This window comes from Sulfobacillus thermosulfidooxidans (assembly GCF_001280565.1).
GTDB classification, from domain to species: Bacteria; Bacillota; Sulfobacillia; order Sulfobacillales; family Sulfobacillaceae; genus Sulfobacillus; species Sulfobacillus thermosulfidooxidans_A.
In genome coordinates, this window is the sequence record NZ_LGRO01000001.1 from 2,393,548 (window position 1) to 2,411,250 (window position 17,703).

Annotated in this window: 15 protein-coding genes and 1 pseudogene; 7 read left to right on the top strand and 9 right to left on the bottom strand. The window is 47.3% G+C overall.

Annotated elements, in window-relative coordinates:
* Positions 1-44: 44 nt before the first annotated feature.
* From AOA63_RS20215 to AOA63_RS19025, 3 genes and pseudogenes are all read right to left on the bottom strand, one after another.
* Positions 45-1,028 (bottom strand): annotated as a pseudogene (locus tag AOA63_RS20215) (ABC transporter ATP-binding protein).
* A 276-nt stretch (positions 1,029-1,304) separates the two neighbouring features.
* Entirely contained in the window at positions 1,305-1,850 is a 546-nt protein-coding gene (locus AOA63_RS19020) for a hypothetical protein (RefSeq protein ID WP_139061583.1), read from the bottom strand.
* The gene (locus AOA63_RS19025; protein WP_139061584.1) at positions 1,765-2,220 is read right to left on the bottom strand and encodes a MerR family transcriptional regulator; all 456 of its coding nucleotides are present in this window, start codon (positions 2,218-2,220) and stop codon (positions 1,765-1,767) included. Before AOA63_RS19025 ends, AOA63_RS19020 begins: the two co-directional genes overlap by 86 nt.
* A 457-nt stretch (positions 2,221-2,677) precedes the next feature.
* Here AOA63_RS19025 and AOA63_RS11810 point away from each other — a divergent pair, with 457 nt between their 5' ends.
* From AOA63_RS11810 to AOA63_RS19380, 3 genes are all read left to right on the top strand, one after another.
* The gene (locus AOA63_RS11810) at positions 2,678-3,193 is read left to right on the top strand and encodes a hypothetical protein (protein ID WP_053959883.1); all 516 of its coding nucleotides are present in this window, start codon (positions 2,678-2,680) and stop codon (positions 3,191-3,193) included.
* Positions 3,194-3,238: 45 nt separating this feature from the next.
* Positions 3,239-3,469: a hypothetical protein gene (locus tag AOA63_RS11815; protein ID WP_053959884.1), complete on the top strand. Its 231-nt coding sequence runs from the start codon at positions 3,239-3,241 to the stop codon at positions 3,467-3,469.
* Between the two features lie 910 nt (positions 3,470-4,379).
* Positions 4,380-5,318: a hypothetical protein gene (locus tag AOA63_RS19380; RefSeq protein WP_139061585.1), complete on the top strand. Its 939-nt coding sequence runs from the start codon at positions 4,380-4,382 to the stop codon at positions 5,316-5,318.
* Between the two features lie 824 nt (positions 5,319-6,142).
* On the opposite strand, the gene AOA63_RS11830 is transcribed toward AOA63_RS19380, so the two are convergent.
* The 3 genes from AOA63_RS11830 to AOA63_RS11845 all read right to left on the bottom strand — a co-directional run bounded on the left by AOA63_RS11830 (position 6,143) and on the right by AOA63_RS11845 (position 7,815).
* Entirely contained in the window at positions 6,143-6,703 is a 561-nt protein-coding gene (locus AOA63_RS11830) for a hypothetical protein (RefSeq protein WP_139061586.1), read from the bottom strand.
* 410 nt (positions 6,704-7,113) lie between these two features.
* Positions 7,114-7,326, bottom strand: a complete 213-nt coding sequence (locus tag AOA63_RS11840) for a hypothetical protein (protein ID WP_053959889.1) — start codon at positions 7,324-7,326, stop codon at positions 7,114-7,116.
* 282 nt (positions 7,327-7,608) lie between these two features.
* Positions 7,609-7,815, bottom strand: a complete 207-nt coding sequence (locus AOA63_RS11845) for a hypothetical protein (RefSeq protein WP_053959890.1) — start codon at positions 7,813-7,815, stop codon at positions 7,609-7,611.
* A 342-nt stretch (positions 7,816-8,157) separates the two neighbouring features.
* On the opposite strand from AOA63_RS11845, the gene AOA63_RS19810 reads away from it, so the two are divergent.
* The 4 genes from AOA63_RS19810 to AOA63_RS11855 all read left to right on the top strand — a co-directional run bounded on the left by AOA63_RS19810 (position 8,158) and on the right by AOA63_RS11855 (position 10,688).
* The gene (locus tag AOA63_RS19810) at positions 8,158-8,307 is read left to right on the top strand and encodes a hypothetical protein (RefSeq protein WP_171822706.1); all 150 of its coding nucleotides are present in this window, start codon (positions 8,158-8,160) and stop codon (positions 8,305-8,307) included.
* 243 nt (positions 8,308-8,550) lie between these two features.
* The gene (locus tag AOA63_RS20050) at positions 8,551-8,706 is read left to right on the top strand and encodes a hypothetical protein (protein ID WP_206742827.1); all 156 of its coding nucleotides are present in this window, start codon (positions 8,551-8,553) and stop codon (positions 8,704-8,706) included.
* Between the two features lie 201 nt (positions 8,707-8,907).
* Positions 8,908-9,849, top strand: a complete 942-nt coding sequence (locus tag AOA63_RS11850; RefSeq protein WP_053959891.1) for an alpha/beta hydrolase family protein — start codon at positions 8,908-8,910, stop codon at positions 9,847-9,849.
* Between the two features lie 104 nt (positions 9,850-9,953).
* Positions 9,954-10,688 (top strand): hypothetical protein, encoded by a 735-nt coding sequence (locus AOA63_RS11855; RefSeq protein WP_053959892.1) that lies wholly within the window; start codon positions 9,954-9,956, stop codon positions 10,686-10,688.
* Between the two features lie 176 nt (positions 10,689-10,864).
* On the opposite strand, the gene AOA63_RS11860 is transcribed toward AOA63_RS11855, so the two are convergent.
* The 3 genes from AOA63_RS11860 to AOA63_RS11870 all read right to left on the bottom strand — a co-directional run bounded on the left by AOA63_RS11860 (position 10,865) and on the right by AOA63_RS11870 (position 17,515).
* Entirely contained in the window at positions 10,865-12,874 is a 2,010-nt protein-coding gene (locus AOA63_RS11860; RefSeq protein ID WP_053959893.1) for a glycosyltransferase, read from the bottom strand.
* Complete coding sequence (locus tag AOA63_RS11865; protein WP_053959894.1) at positions 12,871-13,680, bottom strand: hypothetical protein; 810 nt, start codon at positions 13,678-13,680, stop codon at positions 12,871-12,873. Before AOA63_RS11865 ends, AOA63_RS11860 begins: the two co-directional genes overlap by 4 nt.
* Positions 13,681-14,266: 586 nt before the next feature.
* Entirely contained in the window at positions 14,267-17,515 is a 3,249-nt protein-coding gene (locus AOA63_RS11870) for a protease pro-enzyme activation domain-containing protein (protein WP_053959895.1), read from the bottom strand.
* Positions 17,516-17,703 lie beyond the last annotated feature (188 nt).

Consider the following 17,703-nt stretch of genomic DNA (forward strand, 5'->3'; position numbering starts at 1 on the left):
TTCACGGCGTTCCTTCCAATATACCGTATAAATATCTTTGAAGTTCATGAATCGATTTGACCTCCGAGAATCTGGCGAATGGTTTCATCCCATGAGGGTACCGGGACAACCTCCATGATTTGGGCATGATTTTGCAGGAGTCTTTCTAATACCGGATTCAGTTCATCCTCTGCCACGGTGATATGGGCAGTATCTCCATCGTATTGCGTGGAGATACTGCGTTTGGCAGTGGTGAGACTTTGGAGAAGATCAGCTGTCCCATTTCGAATGCGGACTGTCACTAGGGAATGATAGGGGTTATGGCGCAAGGATTTCGGAGAATCCACAGCGAGAAGTGTGCCTCGGTCCAAAATTCCTACGCTATCACACAGTTCTTCAATCAAGGATAGGTGATGAGAGGTCAGAATAATAGTCGGCCGGTAGCGGCACCAATCATTTCGTAAGAGACGACTGGCAAGAAGTTGGGCGTCGGGATCCAAATGAGTTGTTGGTTCATCAAGCAGCAGGAGTGGGGTTGGGACCAACAAGGTCTTGGCAAGGGCGAGTTGCTGCCGCATTCCCTGGCTCCATTGGCAGAGGCTTTCTAGGCGTCGGGACCATAGGTCCCAAGGCTCAAGCACTTATTTTATACGGGACATGACAATTGTGCGCGGCATATGCCAAATCCGAGCGACCAATTCCAAATGTTCTTCTGCTGTCAAATGATCATATAGCCCGTTGGGACTAAGTAACGCCGTGCAATGTTGACGAATTTTTCGAGCTTGCCTGGTGGGATTCCAAGGGCCAATCTTGATAAAGCCAGAAAATGGGGAAATCAAGCCCAATAGTGACCGCAACCAAGTACTTTTACCTGCACCATTTGGGCCTATCAAACCCCAAATCGTCCCAGGGGCGATGTGGCACGTAACATTTTTAAGAACCGTAATACCTCCCAATGTGCAAGTAACCGCTTCCATGGTGATTTCCATGGGGACTCCAAGGGGAATTGGCAGGTCTTCGGAATGCAACGTCGCATTAATGGGATTCATTGTTTATTCTTCCCTCCCCTCCAAGAGATTATAAATAGGCCTACTAATGTTATTCCGCCAAGATAGGCGATAACCGGGATATGCCGTAGCGTACCGAAAATAATTAACAGGCTTCCCAAACCGCCGATTGTTCGTGGGATCCAGAAATATTTTTTGCCTCGCATGTTTTCTATTCCCCTCTAGAGTTGGCTGGCCCTAATAACCATGCACTCACCATTAACCCGCTTCATTGATTTCAATGGGTCGGGAACCGCAAAGATGGATGTGTTTATGTGTTTAGTCAGAGTGTTCCCGAGATAGGGAGCTGGCCAAAATATCTAGGGCTTTCTCGAGAACATGGAATCCCTGTGAAATGCGATGATCACCAGTCTTTTTCGTCAAAACCTGTAGGACACCTTGGGTCTCGGATGAATTCCACATATTTTGGATACGAGTAACGGTATCCAAATTGAGCGGACCAAAAGTGCTGATCCAATCTCTTAACGCCTCTTGAAGCTGGGCATTGCCAGGATCTTGATCGCGTGAGTGTACTAACTTTTGGAAGGCGTCACGTTGTTGCTTACACCATGCAGTCCATGTTGCGATGTTAAGGTCTAAACCCCAGGTGTGTGGCGTTCCAGGTAATGCATCTGGCAACGTTTTTCCCGCCTTCATAGCTTCTAAGATGAAAGTTGCCAGACCAAGAGGATAACGTTCATATAATGCACGGCCGAGACTGACCAGTTGTTCTATCTCATCATGTGACCAGACTTGAGGACTTAATTGCCGGCGTAACCATTCTTCGAACCATGCGCGGCGCTGTTGCCAACGGGACTGCATCACTTGACCAAAAATCGTGTAAGACATGGTCGGCGTCGTCGTTATTACCCTGGAGTTCTTGTAGACCTTGGATTTGTCGGTGCAGTTGGTGAAGGGTATCTACTTGCTGGGATATGGCAGCAAGTTGACGATCAAGAACATCGTTCAAGGAGATGTCTTGATGCACAAATTCCCGAATTTGTTTCAGAGAAGCCCCGAGTCTACGGAGGGCTACAATCCGATATAATTGCTGCAATTCTTGATCTGAGTACAGACGATATCCCGCAGGGGAAATTGCAGCGGGGGGTAATAAACCGCGGTTACTATAATAGCGGATTGTTTTAACAGGGACTCCACTGCGCTCGGATAATATCCCGATGGTATATAATGTCATCTTGGCTCCTCCCATCTTGATTCCGGCCCGTTGCCACATGCCTTTTCTATTGCGAGATATGGGATTTATCGAGCTTGAAACTTGAATGTCTTTATCATAGAAGATTCCTCTAAGGGGAGAGTCAAATTTCCTAAAAGGAGTTTTAAGGGTCTAAAATGTGTCAAGCGAAGTGAGGAGAAATGCCTTGGGGATCTGGTTACAAAACCTGGTATCCTTTTAAGAAACAAAGGAACGCGGCGAACAGGGAAGTCCCAAAATGAGAAATAGAGGATAATCATGATATGAAGATGAGTGAAGGGTAAGATCTAATTTACCTCAATAATTTGTGCATCTTTTTTCTTGTTAAAATCGCTTTCCACCAAGGATTTCTCACCGATGTGACACCGTATAATGATTACTGCATGTGTTAGAAGATTACACGATTCGTTCGTGGCATATAAGGCAGGAGGGATGGTCCATGGAAGAAACTCGAGCATGGCCTCGAGATTGGATGCCTTTAGATGAGTTCTACACCATTCAAGAATGGACACTTGAGGAAGCACAACGTGTAAGTCAAGCGGAGAGAGCCTATAAGATCTGGCTTCATTGGCATGATGAGCACATTATGATTGCAGATGCGACGTCTAATCTACCCAATTGGTGTCCATTATGTCCTGCCGCATGGGGAGAGACTTTAAACCGTTTTCAAGTTTCACCTGAGTATCAGCCGTTTAACGATGTCGAGGAAGCTCTAGACCGACTCACGGTATGGATCATAGACCATGTGTTGTACCGTTGGTTGATAGCTCCACAAATGCTAGATGATTTAGGCATTCGACCGTATACGCGTTTGGTCCGAGGGGAACCCCATTCCACTTTGTTTCGGCTTATCGAACAGCTCCAGCAGCGTCCCGATTCGGGAGTGCGGGTATGCATGCATACCCGGTCGGTATCATTAAGCCCGTGGAATCCTGCTCCTACTTTTATTCCTTAGGCCAGTGTCTCCACCGAAACGGAAGATGAGTGTCCCTTGTGCCTCATGGGCTTAGCACCATGGACATCACAAATGTTAGATTCGGATAGTCTGCCTGAGGACATTGACGCATTGGATAACGTAAGGTTATGGGAAGCGGTTCATAATATTTATAAAAATGGCGTGCACGTTGTTCATCCCGATGATATCGAATGTCCTCAGTGCCGTGAAGTGGCTGAATGGCGTCAATCCCAGGGGCCTAAGGAACCCACGTCTGTGACAAGGACCGTGTTTTAACACAAAAATTACCGGGAGAAGTTTCCCTATTCTCAAACCAATTATCCATGACTTGTCGCTTGGCGTCATTCTGGTGCTCAGAAGTCGGAGTCACTGGCGCTCAATGATGATTATTGAGGCTCCTCCTACTGTTGCTTTATCCCGTTTTGCAATTCAAGACGATTTCTAAAGGGTGGGACAAACACAGGTTTACCGCATTCGATCTGAATGTTACAGACATGAGTTTGCTGAAAAGGATTTGTCTGAATATTAATCCAATAGAAGAAATCGAATGGGAACATGATACAATCTCTACGAAAATCGTGATGGAGAATGAATAGGATATATATTTTATTCACGGATTAATCGTGGAATTATCAAATAATTTCTTAACAAAAACAAGAAGCAGCAGGCATTTCTCTATAATCACGGTGAAATGAGGGCAGCGATTCATGCTGCAAGATTTTCGATCGTCTCATTATCAAGAGAATCGAAACCTAAAACTCCCCACTGTGGGCTGGGAGAGTATTCATACATATTGACTAGGCGATTGACTAGCATAAAATCTAAGCAATTTAGGAAAAATTTTAAGAAAAATATCTGATTTTGGTAACCTTTAATTTGGCAGAGCGTTATATAAATTGTCAGACATGGATGTATCAATTTTGGTTTTTTCAATTACCCAATAAAATAAGTTTCGGCGCTAAATTCTGAATTGCGATATAAATTAACGTGCATTATGCTTTGAGAGGTCTATTCATGAGAGATTTTGATGTAATAAATGTGATGACTGCCACTATCAAAGAAATTGAAGAATGCATGAACGAATCTTGACCGATGATTTGTTCGTCACATGGCACGGCAAGGGTAATCAAAAACCAAATTGATTAGCGACGCGTCTGAAATATCCTGTAGGGAAGGGATTTTATTAATGAAAAAGATAATATCAAGTCTATTTGTTCTCACTTTGCTAACAGGATGTGGCATTACGATTAATACATCCAGTTCCACTCAACCTGCATCAACATCAGACGTGGGGCATTCGCAGTTGCCGAATAATTCTTTGGCCCCATCCCGTTCATCGACGGGTTCGGCGAATGAAAAATCGACAATCACCTCGTCATCTCCACAGTTAAATGAGCAACACTCATCAAATAAAGGTTCGTCTTCTTCGACGTCCGAGAATTCTTCAAATCATGTCACTCACTCCAGCATACCATCAACTAATCACGAAACGCATTCTTCGACGACGCCGACATCGCACACTGCAGTCGTTGCGACTTCTTGGACTCAAGGGATTTGGTACCCCAACCAAACCTATGCTCCCATAGCTTTTGTTATCCCCTTGCCTAATAGCTGGGGACCATTTGTGCAGCAACCCAATCCGTATAGACCTTGGGGATCTTATTGGTCTTCGAGGAACAACATGCAAATCGCTATTTCGCTGCTGCCTTATTCGCTCCAACAAATGAGCCATGCTGCACCAAATGGTGCAACCCTTTTGGTGTCGGGCGGTAACGAGGGAGCGTGGAGCATGATATGGAGATATCCCAACGGGATAATTGATGCTAACGAAATGGTTTTCATGGGAACCAGGGAGTATGGATGGAAGAGAGCCATCGGTGGCAATGAGTCCTCGGACAACACATTCTTGATGAATGTCACGTTACCCGATAGTCCTGCAAATTTGGTTACGGCAGAAGATATATTGGCACACTGGTCGCTACAGGATATGCAAAATGGACGCACATGGGCCGGACAACATTCCGGATTCAGTTTTTGGCTGCCGCAATGGCCGTTAAATCCTCTTCAAAATAGTAATGAACCTGCAATGCCCTATTGGCTTCGTCACCCCGGGTCATACCAATAATAAGATGGACCCAATTGTCAAGACAGATTTTTGACCTCAAAAGTGTGAGACTGGCCTCCTTTCTTTGGGCTTCATCGAAAGCATGACCCTCCCGTTTGGTAGACGCGTTGTCGGTCTGGCGCCAAACAGGAGGCCCAGCTCGTCGGATTGTCTGTCCGCCCCGGATTCCAGAACACCTCATTCGACGGATGAGGGCATGGAAGAGACAAGCTAGGCGGTTGTCGACGTGCGTCCCACGGATTGATGCACCTGATCGAGGTAAAATGTCAAGTGGATCAGGTCGACCGAGCTTCCCCTGATGAACGGTATTCGTGTCGGTACACTGCTTCAGATTTTCCATTGGGCTACAGCGGTTTCGTGAAGACATTATTCAGTGGTATTCGGTGGCAATTTGGGCGACCGTTTTTTCTTCTGTGAGCGTCTTGAGAACCGCTTGAACTTTGAACGTGGCCGTATGGCGCTTTTGTTTCGTTATGGTATGTCCCGTCTAACAAATGAAGGACTTCAAAATTGTCTAGTTTTTAGGGACCACTATAACCACGACTTGCACCCGAAATTAACACAATTCGTGCTGCCATCTTTCTTTCTCCTTTGGTTCATGTAGTTCGACAGTCTCATCATCAACAAACTATTATACGGAATTCATCACAACATAGGCACGAAGGACGTTGCCATGGCAACTGAGGTATTGGATGGCGTTTTGAATGATGAGACCATTCTAGGCAATCGGATTCCGAGCAGTCAGACGGAGCCTAAAGTGTCATAGCAGAAAGATCATCATATCTACTTTTCGAATAAAACGCGAATTCAACCCGAGTATCATATCATTGGCTGCATTTCTCATGGATTTGTGAGGGGGTTTTAGCTGATGGTGTCCATATGATCCAGGGATGACCCGTTTGCGAATCCACAAATACGACAATAGGAGTGGGGGTAGCAGTAGATGGCAGCGGGTGCGTGGAACTTGTTAAACCGATTTTCCAAAAATAATCGGGAAACCAGGGAGAAACGGAACCAATATCAGCTTCTGACGTTTTTTTCGATACCAATACAGCGCTTGTCACTTGGAAAGAGATGTGAGGATCCTGCTGTCTCATTTGATTTAACGCATCCTGAATCGCCTGCTTCTGTCCGATGGCTGCGGTAATGCCCGCAGGGAGGGATTGTGGTGAAATCGGCACATGTGTATGGGGAAACGTCCTAGGGGCAGGTATATCGGCATGAAAAGGTTTGCTTTTAACGTGAGAAGTCGTATAACCCGCTCCGCCCCCGCCAATAAAGAGCAAGACAATGCCCGCGGCATGGCAATTCGACTCCTGTTGTGAGACGAGCACAAAAACCCGTCCGATGAAGACGGGTGAAGTTTTTCGGGTATGGTCAGGCATTAGGAATGCAGGTTAATTGGATCTTGCACGTTGCGTGGTGGCTGTTCGATAACGAACGCATAGGGACTCATCATAGCCAAAATTATCCGTGAACAGATGATCGAAGCGTTCTCGTTGGGCACACCATGTGAGGTCATTATCCATGAAATCATGGAGAGTTTGGCGCATTTTTTGCTCAGAATGTCCTTCAATGGTATGTGACATCGCGCCTATTAAGGATTTCGCCATGAAAATCGTCGGCCTCTCCGTCGGATTCGACCGGAGCGACATAACCGTTATTTGGCATCATTGTGGATCACCCCGGCTTCGGTAAGAAATTGTCTCAGAGACGAGACTTCGCCTCACTGTGGGATGACTTGGGTTGCAGATGTGGGCGATGAAAAACTGCTGTGTTCTGCATGTGGACACGATTAAGAGGGGCGTTGGGGAATTGATTTGAGATACACAATAAAACCATAGACGGCCCAAACACCGCCGACCAGGAGGCCGCGGATGAGTTGACGCAGGGAAAGATACGGCCAAAAGAGATCGATTAGAAAGATCAGTGCGGCGACGATTTCAAAGAGAGCGGCTTGGGAGAATGGCGGTTTGACGCCTGTTAAGGATTCGATGAAATTGTTCATGCTGTGCGCTCCTTTTCTAATTATCTTTCGAGGCGCGGGGTCTGTATGGGCAAAAGAAAGCAGTAAAAATTTGCCTGTAATGATGTTATCATACTGTGTCGCGATATATGAAACGGAAGCGAATTGAGTGATCGGAGACGGTAACGACAAAATCTTTCCCATAATATACCGTCGTGGTCAGATGTGCCAGCTGATTTAGGCTTGGCCGTGATGGATGCCTGGGAAGGTGTGTATGGAAGATCTCACAAGCTAGGGAGATTCGGGTTTCCAGCACCAAAATCCTCACTTAGTGATCATGTGGTGAAGCGCAGCAAAAACGGTCACGCCGAGATAAACTCCCGTAGCAAGGCCCAATACAAGGGTGCGTGAAAAGCTCGCATGACGTCCCCATAAAAACTCGCCGTGATACAACCCTGCTTGCGTAATCCATAATCCTAAAAGAATCGCTCCAACCAACGCAATATGGGTATATGTTAAAGGCTTCGTCATTATAGTCTCTCCCCTTGTACTCTGTCACTAAATTCGCCCATTAGATTTAGCGTACTCTACGAAAGAAAACCTTTCAATGGAAGTGTTTTTAGAGTTTTCCCGGTGTAGTTAATTGCGACCCGTGGGTACCTACCGTCACCTGTAGGCATCTGGTCGCGCCTCGCCGTGGGTGCCTGCGCGGTTTTTCCCGAAGGGATTGGAGACTTCGTCGCCTGGATTATCCGATCAGACAATATGTGGGTTCCGGTAGTCTTTGCCGCTATCAAGTCTTTTGACGCGGTGTCTTGCCTAGGGGAAGAAATAATTCTATGATCGATAAAAAGCTCAAGGGAGGATGCACTAATGGATCAAAAATTCCTCCAATCTTTTTTCGATTTAGGGCGGCTCTGTGCGATGTTGCCAGCCGATGATCGGGTTACGGAAGACTTCTTTCACGCATTGTACGTCGTCATCAAAGACAAGGATGGGGTCACGCACGAGAACCGCGTATGAGAGGATCTGTCCCTTGTTCTCATATGCCAAAGTGCGGCTTTTCCTGTAATGTCGGTCAGGTGTCTGGCATTAATTTAAAATGGAGATGGCAATGAAGACATAACGCGCTACACGCTGCAAAAAACCCATTTAGTTCGTATCTTAAACGTGTGGCCGGGTAGCGACGGCACTTGAAGGCGACTTTAACGATGAAGTTTGTTTTCGACGCAGAACTGAGCACGACCGTATAGGTGAGACAAAGACGTGCGAGTTAAACACCGTTTTGGATGGGAAAACGTAATCCCTCTTTTTCAGGTGGATCTTATTCAAGGAGTTAAGATTACTCCGCCATTGGGACGCAATGGAAAGCACGAAGAAAAGAAGAAGACGGGCGATTTGGTTGCCTATGACGCTCCTTGACTCTAGTCCTTACTGTTTTGAAGGGCACTTTGGATTCGCGATCCGCTTTTCCATCAGCGCAAAAACCGGATCCAAAACCAGCCTCGATAAGAGAGGGATCGATGTGGCTATTCATTTTTTCGCAACGTAATAGAAGTTGATAGAAAAAGCGAAACATTGTTTAGGACTGAATCGTGTACAGGAGACAAGGAGACTTTTAGAATGGAAACATTGTCCGATGCAGCATTTTCGGAAGAAACGGTGCATTTTGGTGCTGAACCGTGGATATTGCCTGCAACGTTGTCTTTACCCAAAGGAGAGGGACCTTTTCCGGCGGTCGTTCTTGTCCATGGTTCTGGTCCTCAAGACCGTAATGAAACGATTGGTCCCAATCAACCATTTCGAGATTTAGCATGGGGATTGGCCGCACACAATGTGGCCGTCTTACGATATGACAAACGGACACGTCTTTATCCACAGTCGGTGCAAACACTGAAGTCCTTTACAGTGGCTGATGAAACCACCGATGATGTTCTGCAAGCGATTCAATTTCTCGAGCATGTCGAATCCATTGATCCCAAGAGAATTTTTGCACTAGGACATAGTCTAGGGGGATATCTTTTACCGCGAATTGCTCAACAAGAGCCGCATTTGGCTGGCATTATTTTGTTAGCAGCCAATGCCCGTCCGCTCGAAGACGTGCTATCTTCTCAGGTCGCCTATCTTTTGACCTTACCTGAAACGACGGATCCCATGCGGGAACAATTAAGGGAAATGCAAACCCAACTTAATCAGCTTAAAACGCTCATAGCCAGTCAGCAGCCTGATCTGACGCTATCGCCCTTTAATGTACCAGCCAGTTATTGGCTTGATTTGAAAAATTACCAGCCTACACAGCTGATGAGCGCGATACATATTCCAGCCCTTATCTTACAAGGCGAATGCGATTATCAAGTAACGATGGCGGATGACTTCCAATTGTGGCGAGAAGCAGCAAAGGGCAATAATCATGTCATTTGCAAGAGTTATCCCGATCTTCATCATTTGTTTATGCCCTGTGAGGCAAAAATGGCTACGCCGGCAAGCTACTTAGTCCCGGGACACGTATCAGATGAGGTGATTAATGATATTGCCACATGGATAATTACAGGGACTTTATCTTAGATGCACGCTAAAAATATAGAACGACAACCTTGAGATGGAATAATGCAATCGATTGCCTCGGGATTTAGTGAGATGTAAATACACTTTGGCCAAAGGAGAACCAGATGAATTCTCATTGGGATGATGCTGTGACAAGATTAGAGAAAAGTCTTCGAGACATTTTGGACAATCATCCGACACCTCTAGGCGCAGAATATCGGTATGCTCATTTAAGCTTAGCGCTCATCGATGCGATTTTCTCTATCGGTGCTCGGTATTCCTCGACTCAGCAAACTGTTAAACGTTATGCCGATTATTCAGGTTTATCTTTGTTCCGGGACTCATTCGATGATTGGCCCAATACAACAGAACAACAGCCTTTGAGCGAATTGGTTACGCAATTTAAAGCCTTAGGGCTTGAAACCCTCACCACGGAAGTTTTCCGAAACCGTCAGCGCACATCCACACAAAATGGCATTCTCAAAGCTGAAGCGGTAAGGCAAGCCGCAATGTTGTTGGTTGACAATAACGTTGAGTATTTTCAAGATATGCCGCGCATTATGAATAACAGCTATTTCCGGCAACAATTCTGTCAGATAAAAGGACAAACGTCAGGCATTTCTTTGAGTTATTTTTGGATGCTTACCGGAAGTCGCGATTTAATCAAACCCGATCGACACGTAATGACCTATCTAAGGCGCGTCAGCGGAAACGCCACACTGACGGAAACAAAAGCTCTTGAAATGGTCCAACAGGTATCTAAAAGACTTCAGTCGGACTTTCCTCACGTCAGTCCCCGGTGGCTTGACTATCTGATATGGAATGATCAAAGACGGCGCGATTCGAACAGTAAGCCATAACCAAAATAGATAATCTGAATTGAGCATGGAAGCATGAAGCCATTAGATTTTCTGAGAATCTTATGTGTTATGACAAGCGGATGGTAGTCAATAGTCCTCTCAAAAATCTGACCAAAGACCGGACTCGGGTGAAGCAGGTTTTGCTTGCTCTTCATCTCAGCATTCGAGCGAATATGCTAGGGCAAGAAGTCGCGTCCGTGATCTTTGGTGTTAGCACTCTCAAGCAATGCCATCCAGTCCTTGATGAAGTCTTGATCTGGACATAGCGGCGAATTGACCCGGTATTGAGGTCCATTTGCATTAAGAAGTCCCATCACTTCTTCGGCATACTGGGAAAAAACGCGCGCATGGCGCTCACGAATCACGTCGTATAAATAAATCCAGCGAGCATCATGGCGGTTGCTCTTGGAGCGAGAATTAGAGCGTACCCGGTAATCAAATAAGGGCTCCGGAATGACTACGCCGCGGTATCCTTTGGCAATTAAATGCACAATCGTTTCATAATCTTCAAGTCCATACGCCATGTCTTGATGACTGAGTCCAGCATCTAACAAGGCACGCCGGCGTATCACGATCCCACTGCTATTGATTGTGTTGTGGTATAGCAAATACGGTGGTTCAGCATTCCATCCCGGCCAAATTCCCTCGTTGCCATCGAAGTACTGAACCCACGATCCGACAAATGCCACATTAGGATAGGTTTCAAGGATATCACAGCACCGTGCCAAATAATCTGGATGGTACTTGTCATCGGCATCTAATAAGGCCACAAAGGTCCCGGCGGCTTTTTTAGCACCTAGATTGCGGGCATGAACGATGCCGCGATTGGGAGTGCGAATTACCTGTACGACGGGATATCGGCGGGCGATTTCGTAAAGGGCGTCGATGCTGTCTGCTTGATCACTGCCGTCGTCCACAACAATGACTTCATCAGGAATCAAGCGGGACTGAAAGACGCTATCTAAGGCATCAAAGATTAAAGAACCAAGATTATAATAAGGCATCACGACAGATAATGTCCGGTTTTCCTTATGGGTGGTTGTCGCGATTTTGTCGCCCGGACGTACAAAAGGAAACATTTTCTGTGCTGTGTCAATACAATCGGTGATCGTGATTACGGGCGGCATTGCTGGCGGCTGTTCCTTCCCTGCGGCAGGAATCTTAGTAACTTTTTCTTGCACCATATCCCGCATCAATGCAGGAACAGGGGGAATTATTGCATCATCGCCGCCTAAAATTTCCCGAACTCTGGCCGAATCTAAGGCGAGCACTGGCGCCGACCTGTAAGATGCCAACAGAAGAGGCCAGGACAAAACCGGAGAGGGGGTTCCATGCAACAATAAGGATGAGGACAAAATGTCCTCGGTAACTGGATTGTCTGGATCATTATTGATAACTTTAATCCAGCCTTGTGTAAACGCCCGGGGAAATTTTTTCACCAGCCAATCATGGTAAGTACTTTGAGTAACGCTAAAAAGGCTTGGGGCTCCGATTACCTCCAAAGTATAGGGAAATCCTTGTTCCCATAACGGCAACAAGGCGGTCAGCCATAGTTCTAAACGTGAGGCAGGCTCAACCGGACCAAGCATTAATAAGCGGTCAATATGTGCCGGACCGTTTGTGTCCACAACGGACATCAAATCAGAGGCACTGATCCCATGTGCATCAGATAAGCCAAGAGCCTCAGTCATGACTAAAGACAGGGAGAGCACAGCGTCTGACGCTTGAATTGTAAAACGCTCCATTTCTGTAGCCCACCAATAGTCTAGACGGTAGCGTGGAATAAGATTATCCTTGAGCGTCAACAGGAAAGGGCGTGCCGGCAGGGTGATGACTGGGATATTGCGAAAGAGAGGATGCAAGGTCCACCTTTCTTGAAGCAGCATCTGGCCTAATCCCCAGTCGGTTAGTACATAGATCTTATCGGGTCCAGCTCCTGTTTCCTGGGCATGAAGAATCTCTTGAGTCATATGCCAGGCCCAATAAGCGGTGCTATTTAAATGAGGAGTTAAAGACAACCGGGGCCTATCACAGATAGCGGATTCAGATTTCGAGCAACAAGAAATCGCTAATATCCTAACGTGGTGCCCTTGCTGTTTTTGATAGTGAGCAAAGTGCCAGGTCAAAATGGCCGTGTCATCGGTAATATCTGGGGCGTAGCGTGGACTGAGAATCCAAATATTCATAGGGATCTCCGCTTCCCTTTCACGGCACCCATCACCCGCCACATTTTGGACAAAAGTTTCCAAGAGGGTGACTGGTGAATGGCGGTTAAATCATCTTGCAATTGATCAACCCGCCTTTGCAATGCTTGCATTTGCTCGTAATATTGTAGGCTGTCTTGAGATGCCAGCTCTTTTTGCTGCTGATAGTGCTCGAGGTGTTCCGCCAAAGACCTATTGGTTTGTTGTAATACACCCATTTGCTCCTCGTTCTGCGCATGCGTTTGCTTTAAAACACGGATTTCCTCATGTAAATCGCCAATTATCTGCTCGTGTTCCCGGACACGATGTAATAAGGATTGGCGCTCCGCGATGAGAATCTCGAAATCCTGCTCAAGACGCGCTACATTGTGTTTGGCACTATGAAGCGCGTGAACATATTCAGCTAGTAAATCATCTGCTCCCCATCCAAGCAAGTATCCTAGCCCTCGGCTTTTGGGGTGACTGTCATATCCTAGGTCTTCAAGATCCGTTGCGTTTTCCCAATGAAAATAGTACTGAATCGCAACGGTTATCATGACATTGGCATTTAAAGATCGGGGCACTGAGGTGACAAGAAACCGCGCCGGCACCGAACGGCGTGCCGCGAATTCGTCAAGAGCCTCGCGATTGAGACTAATCACCACATCCCAAGAATCCTGGTTGGAAGATGAAATTTGGGGAATGTTGCCAAGAGATTGTGGGTCAAAGACATCGCTCGGAGATGAAAGCCAGGCAATAGCACGGTGAGGAAAAACCCGAAGCCAAGCCCCGATGAGTTCCTGGGCCAAAAGTGGTGTGCATAATATCCCTTCCGATTGCGGGTATACAGTCATTGTGTGTTCATTATACGGAGGGGCCGATTACAGGGTCAAGCTCCGAGCTTATTCTTGTCAACTGTAGAGCGGTGTGCTTGGCAGGCAAGAATCGTGGAACGTCATTCAAGACTCCTAAACCTCTCGCCTAAGTAGCCGGTACTGAACAGTCGCTGGTGTGGCCTGAGGATTCATATTCCTCATATCAAACGTTACTTCTTTCTTTCGCGTAAGGAGTCGGTACCCTATCCCTTAGGAGATCCTCAAGCTTCTATTATGACGGACTATTAACATCGACAAGAACAACAATTCTGATAAAGCCAGGAATAACCTTGAAGGTTCGAGCTTAAAAAAGTAGAGGAAGTGCTGGACGTTAGGCGCCCTAAGGGGCGTAGACTCCGCGGAGACTTGTGGGAAACCCTCAGCTCCGCGGAGACTTGTGGGAAACCCTCAGCTCCGCGGAGTGCTTTCTTTCACTCTGGCGGCAAGTCCATCCCTCTTGGTTTCTCTTCAACGTTCGTCTCTATGCTCTTCTCTTTTGATTGGTGTTTCTTGTGTGACATTAAGACACGCTTATTGTGCTTTTGGCTGCTAGAGCATAGGCAGCCGTGGCAGGAGCATAAGGATCTTTGGCGTAAACGACGATGTGATAGGTTCCCGTTTGAGAGGGGGTAAATGTAAATGATGCCTGCGTTTGGTAATTGCCGCTGGCCATCCATTGACCGCTAGGGGTCTCATACCAAAACTGATAAACGGGATGGGTAATCCCTGAAGAATTCGCGGTTATGGTGAGCGGATTTTGGATTGTGGCGGTGCTAGGGGCATTGAGAGAAACATGACTATTCACATCAATAACCGTCGACGAGCGGTAAGCCTCGTTGAATAATCCCTGCGCAACCTGCGTTTTATCCAGGGCATAGACCGCAATGACATAACTCCCGGAAGCCAGATCGGTCAAGGACAAGATATTACCGGGCGAATAATCTTGTACCATTTTCCACTGGTTATTGGGTCCATGGATCCAAAATTGATATTCGGCAACGCCATCCGGATCCTGAGCTTGGGCAGTAATGGTAATGGAAGCCCCTTGGGCTAACCGAGTTGAAGGACTGTTTACCGTCAATCCTGAGACCATGGGGATTTGGCTCTGATTCACAAAGGTGATATGTCCCGTTGCAGCGAGCCGTGTTCCTTGCGAGGTTTTCACGTAAAGAAGAACCGAATAGAGTCCGGGAACCGTTTCTTTTAGCGTCCAATAGGAGCGGGAACTAAAGGCACCCGATGACGTCCACTGGGTTGTTGCCGGATTTTGCACCCAAAACTGATATTCGGTGGTGTCATTGCCGCCAGTGGCCTGAATTTCAACCGGGGTGCCGATGGCTGGATTATTGGGCAAAGACAGTCCAATATCACTCACATGGACAGACGTTGAAGCTTGAAACAAGGTTTGCCCACTGTTTTGCACTGCTACGGTGATGCTTTGGGTTCCAGGGCTATTGAAGACGACAGAAAATTGTCCCGTTCCCCCACTTAAGTTGAGAGTCGAGGGTAAAGTGGCTTGAGAATCGCTTGATGTAATGACGACGGAGCCCGGCAGAAGGCCGGTGACTGACCCAGATGCGGTGAGGGCCTTGACACTTATCGTGATGGGTTGGCCAATATTGACATGAGATTGGCTGGGTTGAATGACTAGATGGGTGGCAACGTTTGAGGAGAGGGATAAAGCGAGCTGGTACCAATTGGGGAGTCCTAAGCCTGTAACTGGATTCCATGTCCCATCTTGTGAAGAACTGACTTGGTAAACCCCATTGCTGCCCCACTGGGCTTGGGTAAAGTCGCTAGGATGAGTGCCCGCCATCTGATAAAGCCAGGGATTAATATTCCCCATCCCGCTTACTTGGCCGGTAAAGTTTTCGAATAATGACAGCCAACCAGCGGTTAAAGGAGCGGCTAAACTAGTGCCCCCCATGGCGACTTGTTGCCCACCGCTAATTCCGAGGAATCCCGGGATGCCAGCAAGGGCAGCAATGTCAGGAGCTCCAATGCCTGGGGCTGTGGCTGGTAAGAAAGGAGCTTGCCAGGAAGGGATAGGATTTGAGCCATATCCGCCGCTTGATGCGGCATTGGGTGCGGTATAGGCTTGAGCAATGGCTGTGGGCAAGCCATTGAGGTAATTCCCGCCCCAGGCTTTGGCAAGGGGCGGAGGACTGACTGAGGTCATATTTCCCGATTGGTCAAATTGCGCTGGGGAGGCGATATCTAAGCCTCCAACGGACAGCACTTCTGCTTGGGCATCCATGAGATCAATGCCTACAGGTCCCGGATCCGATCCACTATCCCATGCACCTTGATCACCACTGGCATTCACAATGGTGATGCCCTCTGCAGTACAAGCATCGACCAGGGGCGTAATGCTAGCAGGGTCAATGCCAAAGAATCCGTAGGATATGGAAGCAATTTTTGCGCTAGATTGTTGAGCCAAATCATTGAGAAATGACGCTAACGGGTCAGTCGGATCGTTCGCAGGAAAGACATATTCTTCAATCGACGTGCCGGGATCAATCGACGCCACGGCTTGGATATCGATGTTCGATTCGGGCAAGTCTTGTTGACTCGTCATGGAGGCGGTAGCGCCATCTTCATAATGAAAATTGACCGTTGGCATGGGCAAACTTTCTTGCGTCATAAGTTGTTGCAGATCGGCCAAGCTAGGAATTTGACCTTGCACATATAAGGCCACAGGTGACCCCGGCCCTTGCATGTGACTAAAGGCCGCGTTACCCGTTAACGTATTAAGCTCGGGACCCGTTAAGGTGTTTAATGCGGAAGCGTTTCCGGAAAAAGGAGGAAGGGTCCCTTGGATAGTTTCTGTTTGTCCATCGCTTAGTGTCACCGTCATCGAGATGCTACTGACTGCAGACGAAGCCGAGTAACCCGCGAGTTCAATTTGCCAAATAGTCCCATTCGATGCGGGCAACGCGGTGGCGGGTCCATAGACGCCCACATTGCTGGATGCGGAAAGATGATTGACCTGCATGATACTCACAGGCGTTCCCTGACTATTTTGGGCTGCTACAAACATATTAAAGGGCAACCCTGCAGGAATCGCCTGGGTAATATCGGGATTCCAGCTGAGTAAGTTGATGACATCGCCCGAACCGGTAGGAAATTGTTGAAGATATGTGGGGGTTTCGTTGAATTGAAAGGCACTGAGAGATCCCACTTGTCCCGAATTTTCCGGACGAACTGTCACCGTGCTGCGGGATCTGGGCAACACGTGCACCTTGGACATGTGGATTTGGTGAACAATGTGAATGGGCTGAAGTCCATTCACACTCCAAATATCGGGGGAAACGGGTATGGCTGGGTTATTAACATGGGCCGGCACACTTACCGTGACCAAAAATCCCTGCCTCCCTTGAATGTGCCAGCCGGCGGCTTCAATGCTGTGAAAAGCCTCATTCCACTGTGTGGGCGAAGGGCCAAACCGTTTCATGAGTGCCCGCGGACTCAAAAAATGGTGGTACAGGGGATTGCCTACTTGACTAACCGCCTGGCTATAGCGTTCTAGGGACTGGATTTTACTGGGGCTGTCGACCAAGATGGATAATGTTTTGGGACGGGACAAATCTTGTAAGTGATGCAAGTCGGCAACGAGCGATGACCCGTGATAAAAGGTGGTCGGCGGTAATTGTTTGATTACTTGGGTGTTAAGACTGTTGAGATGAACCACGGGAACAGCAGGTGCCGAAGAAGGGGAAAGAGATCCGATTGCCGTGGATAAGAGCATGAGTAGCGAATGAGCAAGCACTAAGATGTCCTCCTTGAAATCCTACGAAAACCACTGAAGAAGCCGTCAACAATTATTCCTAAACATTCGCCACCGGTTGGCAAAGTCCTCTTTCAAGGCCCTAGCAGTTTGAATTGTCCGAACCAAAACCCAGAAAATATTTATTTTATTTTTTCTCGGCATCTGTGCATCCGTATTGGAAAATATTT

What these genes read in the sequence shown, in the direction of transcription:
- AOA63_RS19025 (WP_139061584.1), bottom strand. Translation starts at nt 2,220, where the DNA reads ATGACATTATATACCATCGGGATATTATCCGAGCGCAGTGGAGTCCCT.
- AOA63_RS11810 (WP_053959883.1), top strand. Translation starts at nt 2,678, where the DNA reads ATGGAAGAAACTCGAGCATGGCCTCGAGATTGGATGCCTTTAGATGAG.
- AOA63_RS11815 (WP_053959884.1), top strand. Translation starts at nt 3,239, where the DNA reads ATGGGCTTAGCACCATGGACATCACAAATGTTAGATTCGGATAGTCTG.
- AOA63_RS19380 (WP_139061585.1), top strand. Translation starts at nt 4,380, where the DNA reads ATGAAAAAGATAATATCAAGTCTATTTGTTCTCACTTTGCTAACAGGA.
- AOA63_RS11830 (WP_139061586.1), bottom strand. Translation starts at nt 6,703, where the DNA reads ATGCCTGACCATACCCGAAAAACTTCACCCGTCTTCATCGGACGGGTT.
- AOA63_RS11840 (WP_053959889.1), bottom strand. Translation starts at nt 7,326, where the DNA reads ATGAACAATTTCATCGAATCCTTAACAGGCGTCAAACCGCCATTCTCC.
- AOA63_RS11845 (WP_053959890.1), bottom strand. Translation starts at nt 7,815, where the DNA reads ATGACGAAGCCTTTAACATATACCCATATTGCGTTGGTTGGAGCGATT.
- AOA63_RS19810 (WP_171822706.1), top strand. Translation starts at nt 8,158, where the DNA reads ATGGATCAAAAATTCCTCCAATCTTTTTTCGATTTAGGGCGGCTCTGT.
- AOA63_RS11850 (WP_053959891.1), top strand. Translation starts at nt 8,908, where the DNA reads ATGGAAACATTGTCCGATGCAGCATTTTCGGAAGAAACGGTGCATTTT.
- AOA63_RS11855 (WP_053959892.1), top strand. Translation starts at nt 9,954, where the DNA reads ATGAATTCTCATTGGGATGATGCTGTGACAAGATTAGAGAAAAGTCTT.
- AOA63_RS11860 (WP_053959893.1), bottom strand. Translation starts at nt 12,874, where the DNA reads ATGAATATTTGGATTCTCAGTCCACGCTACGCCCCAGATATTACCGAT.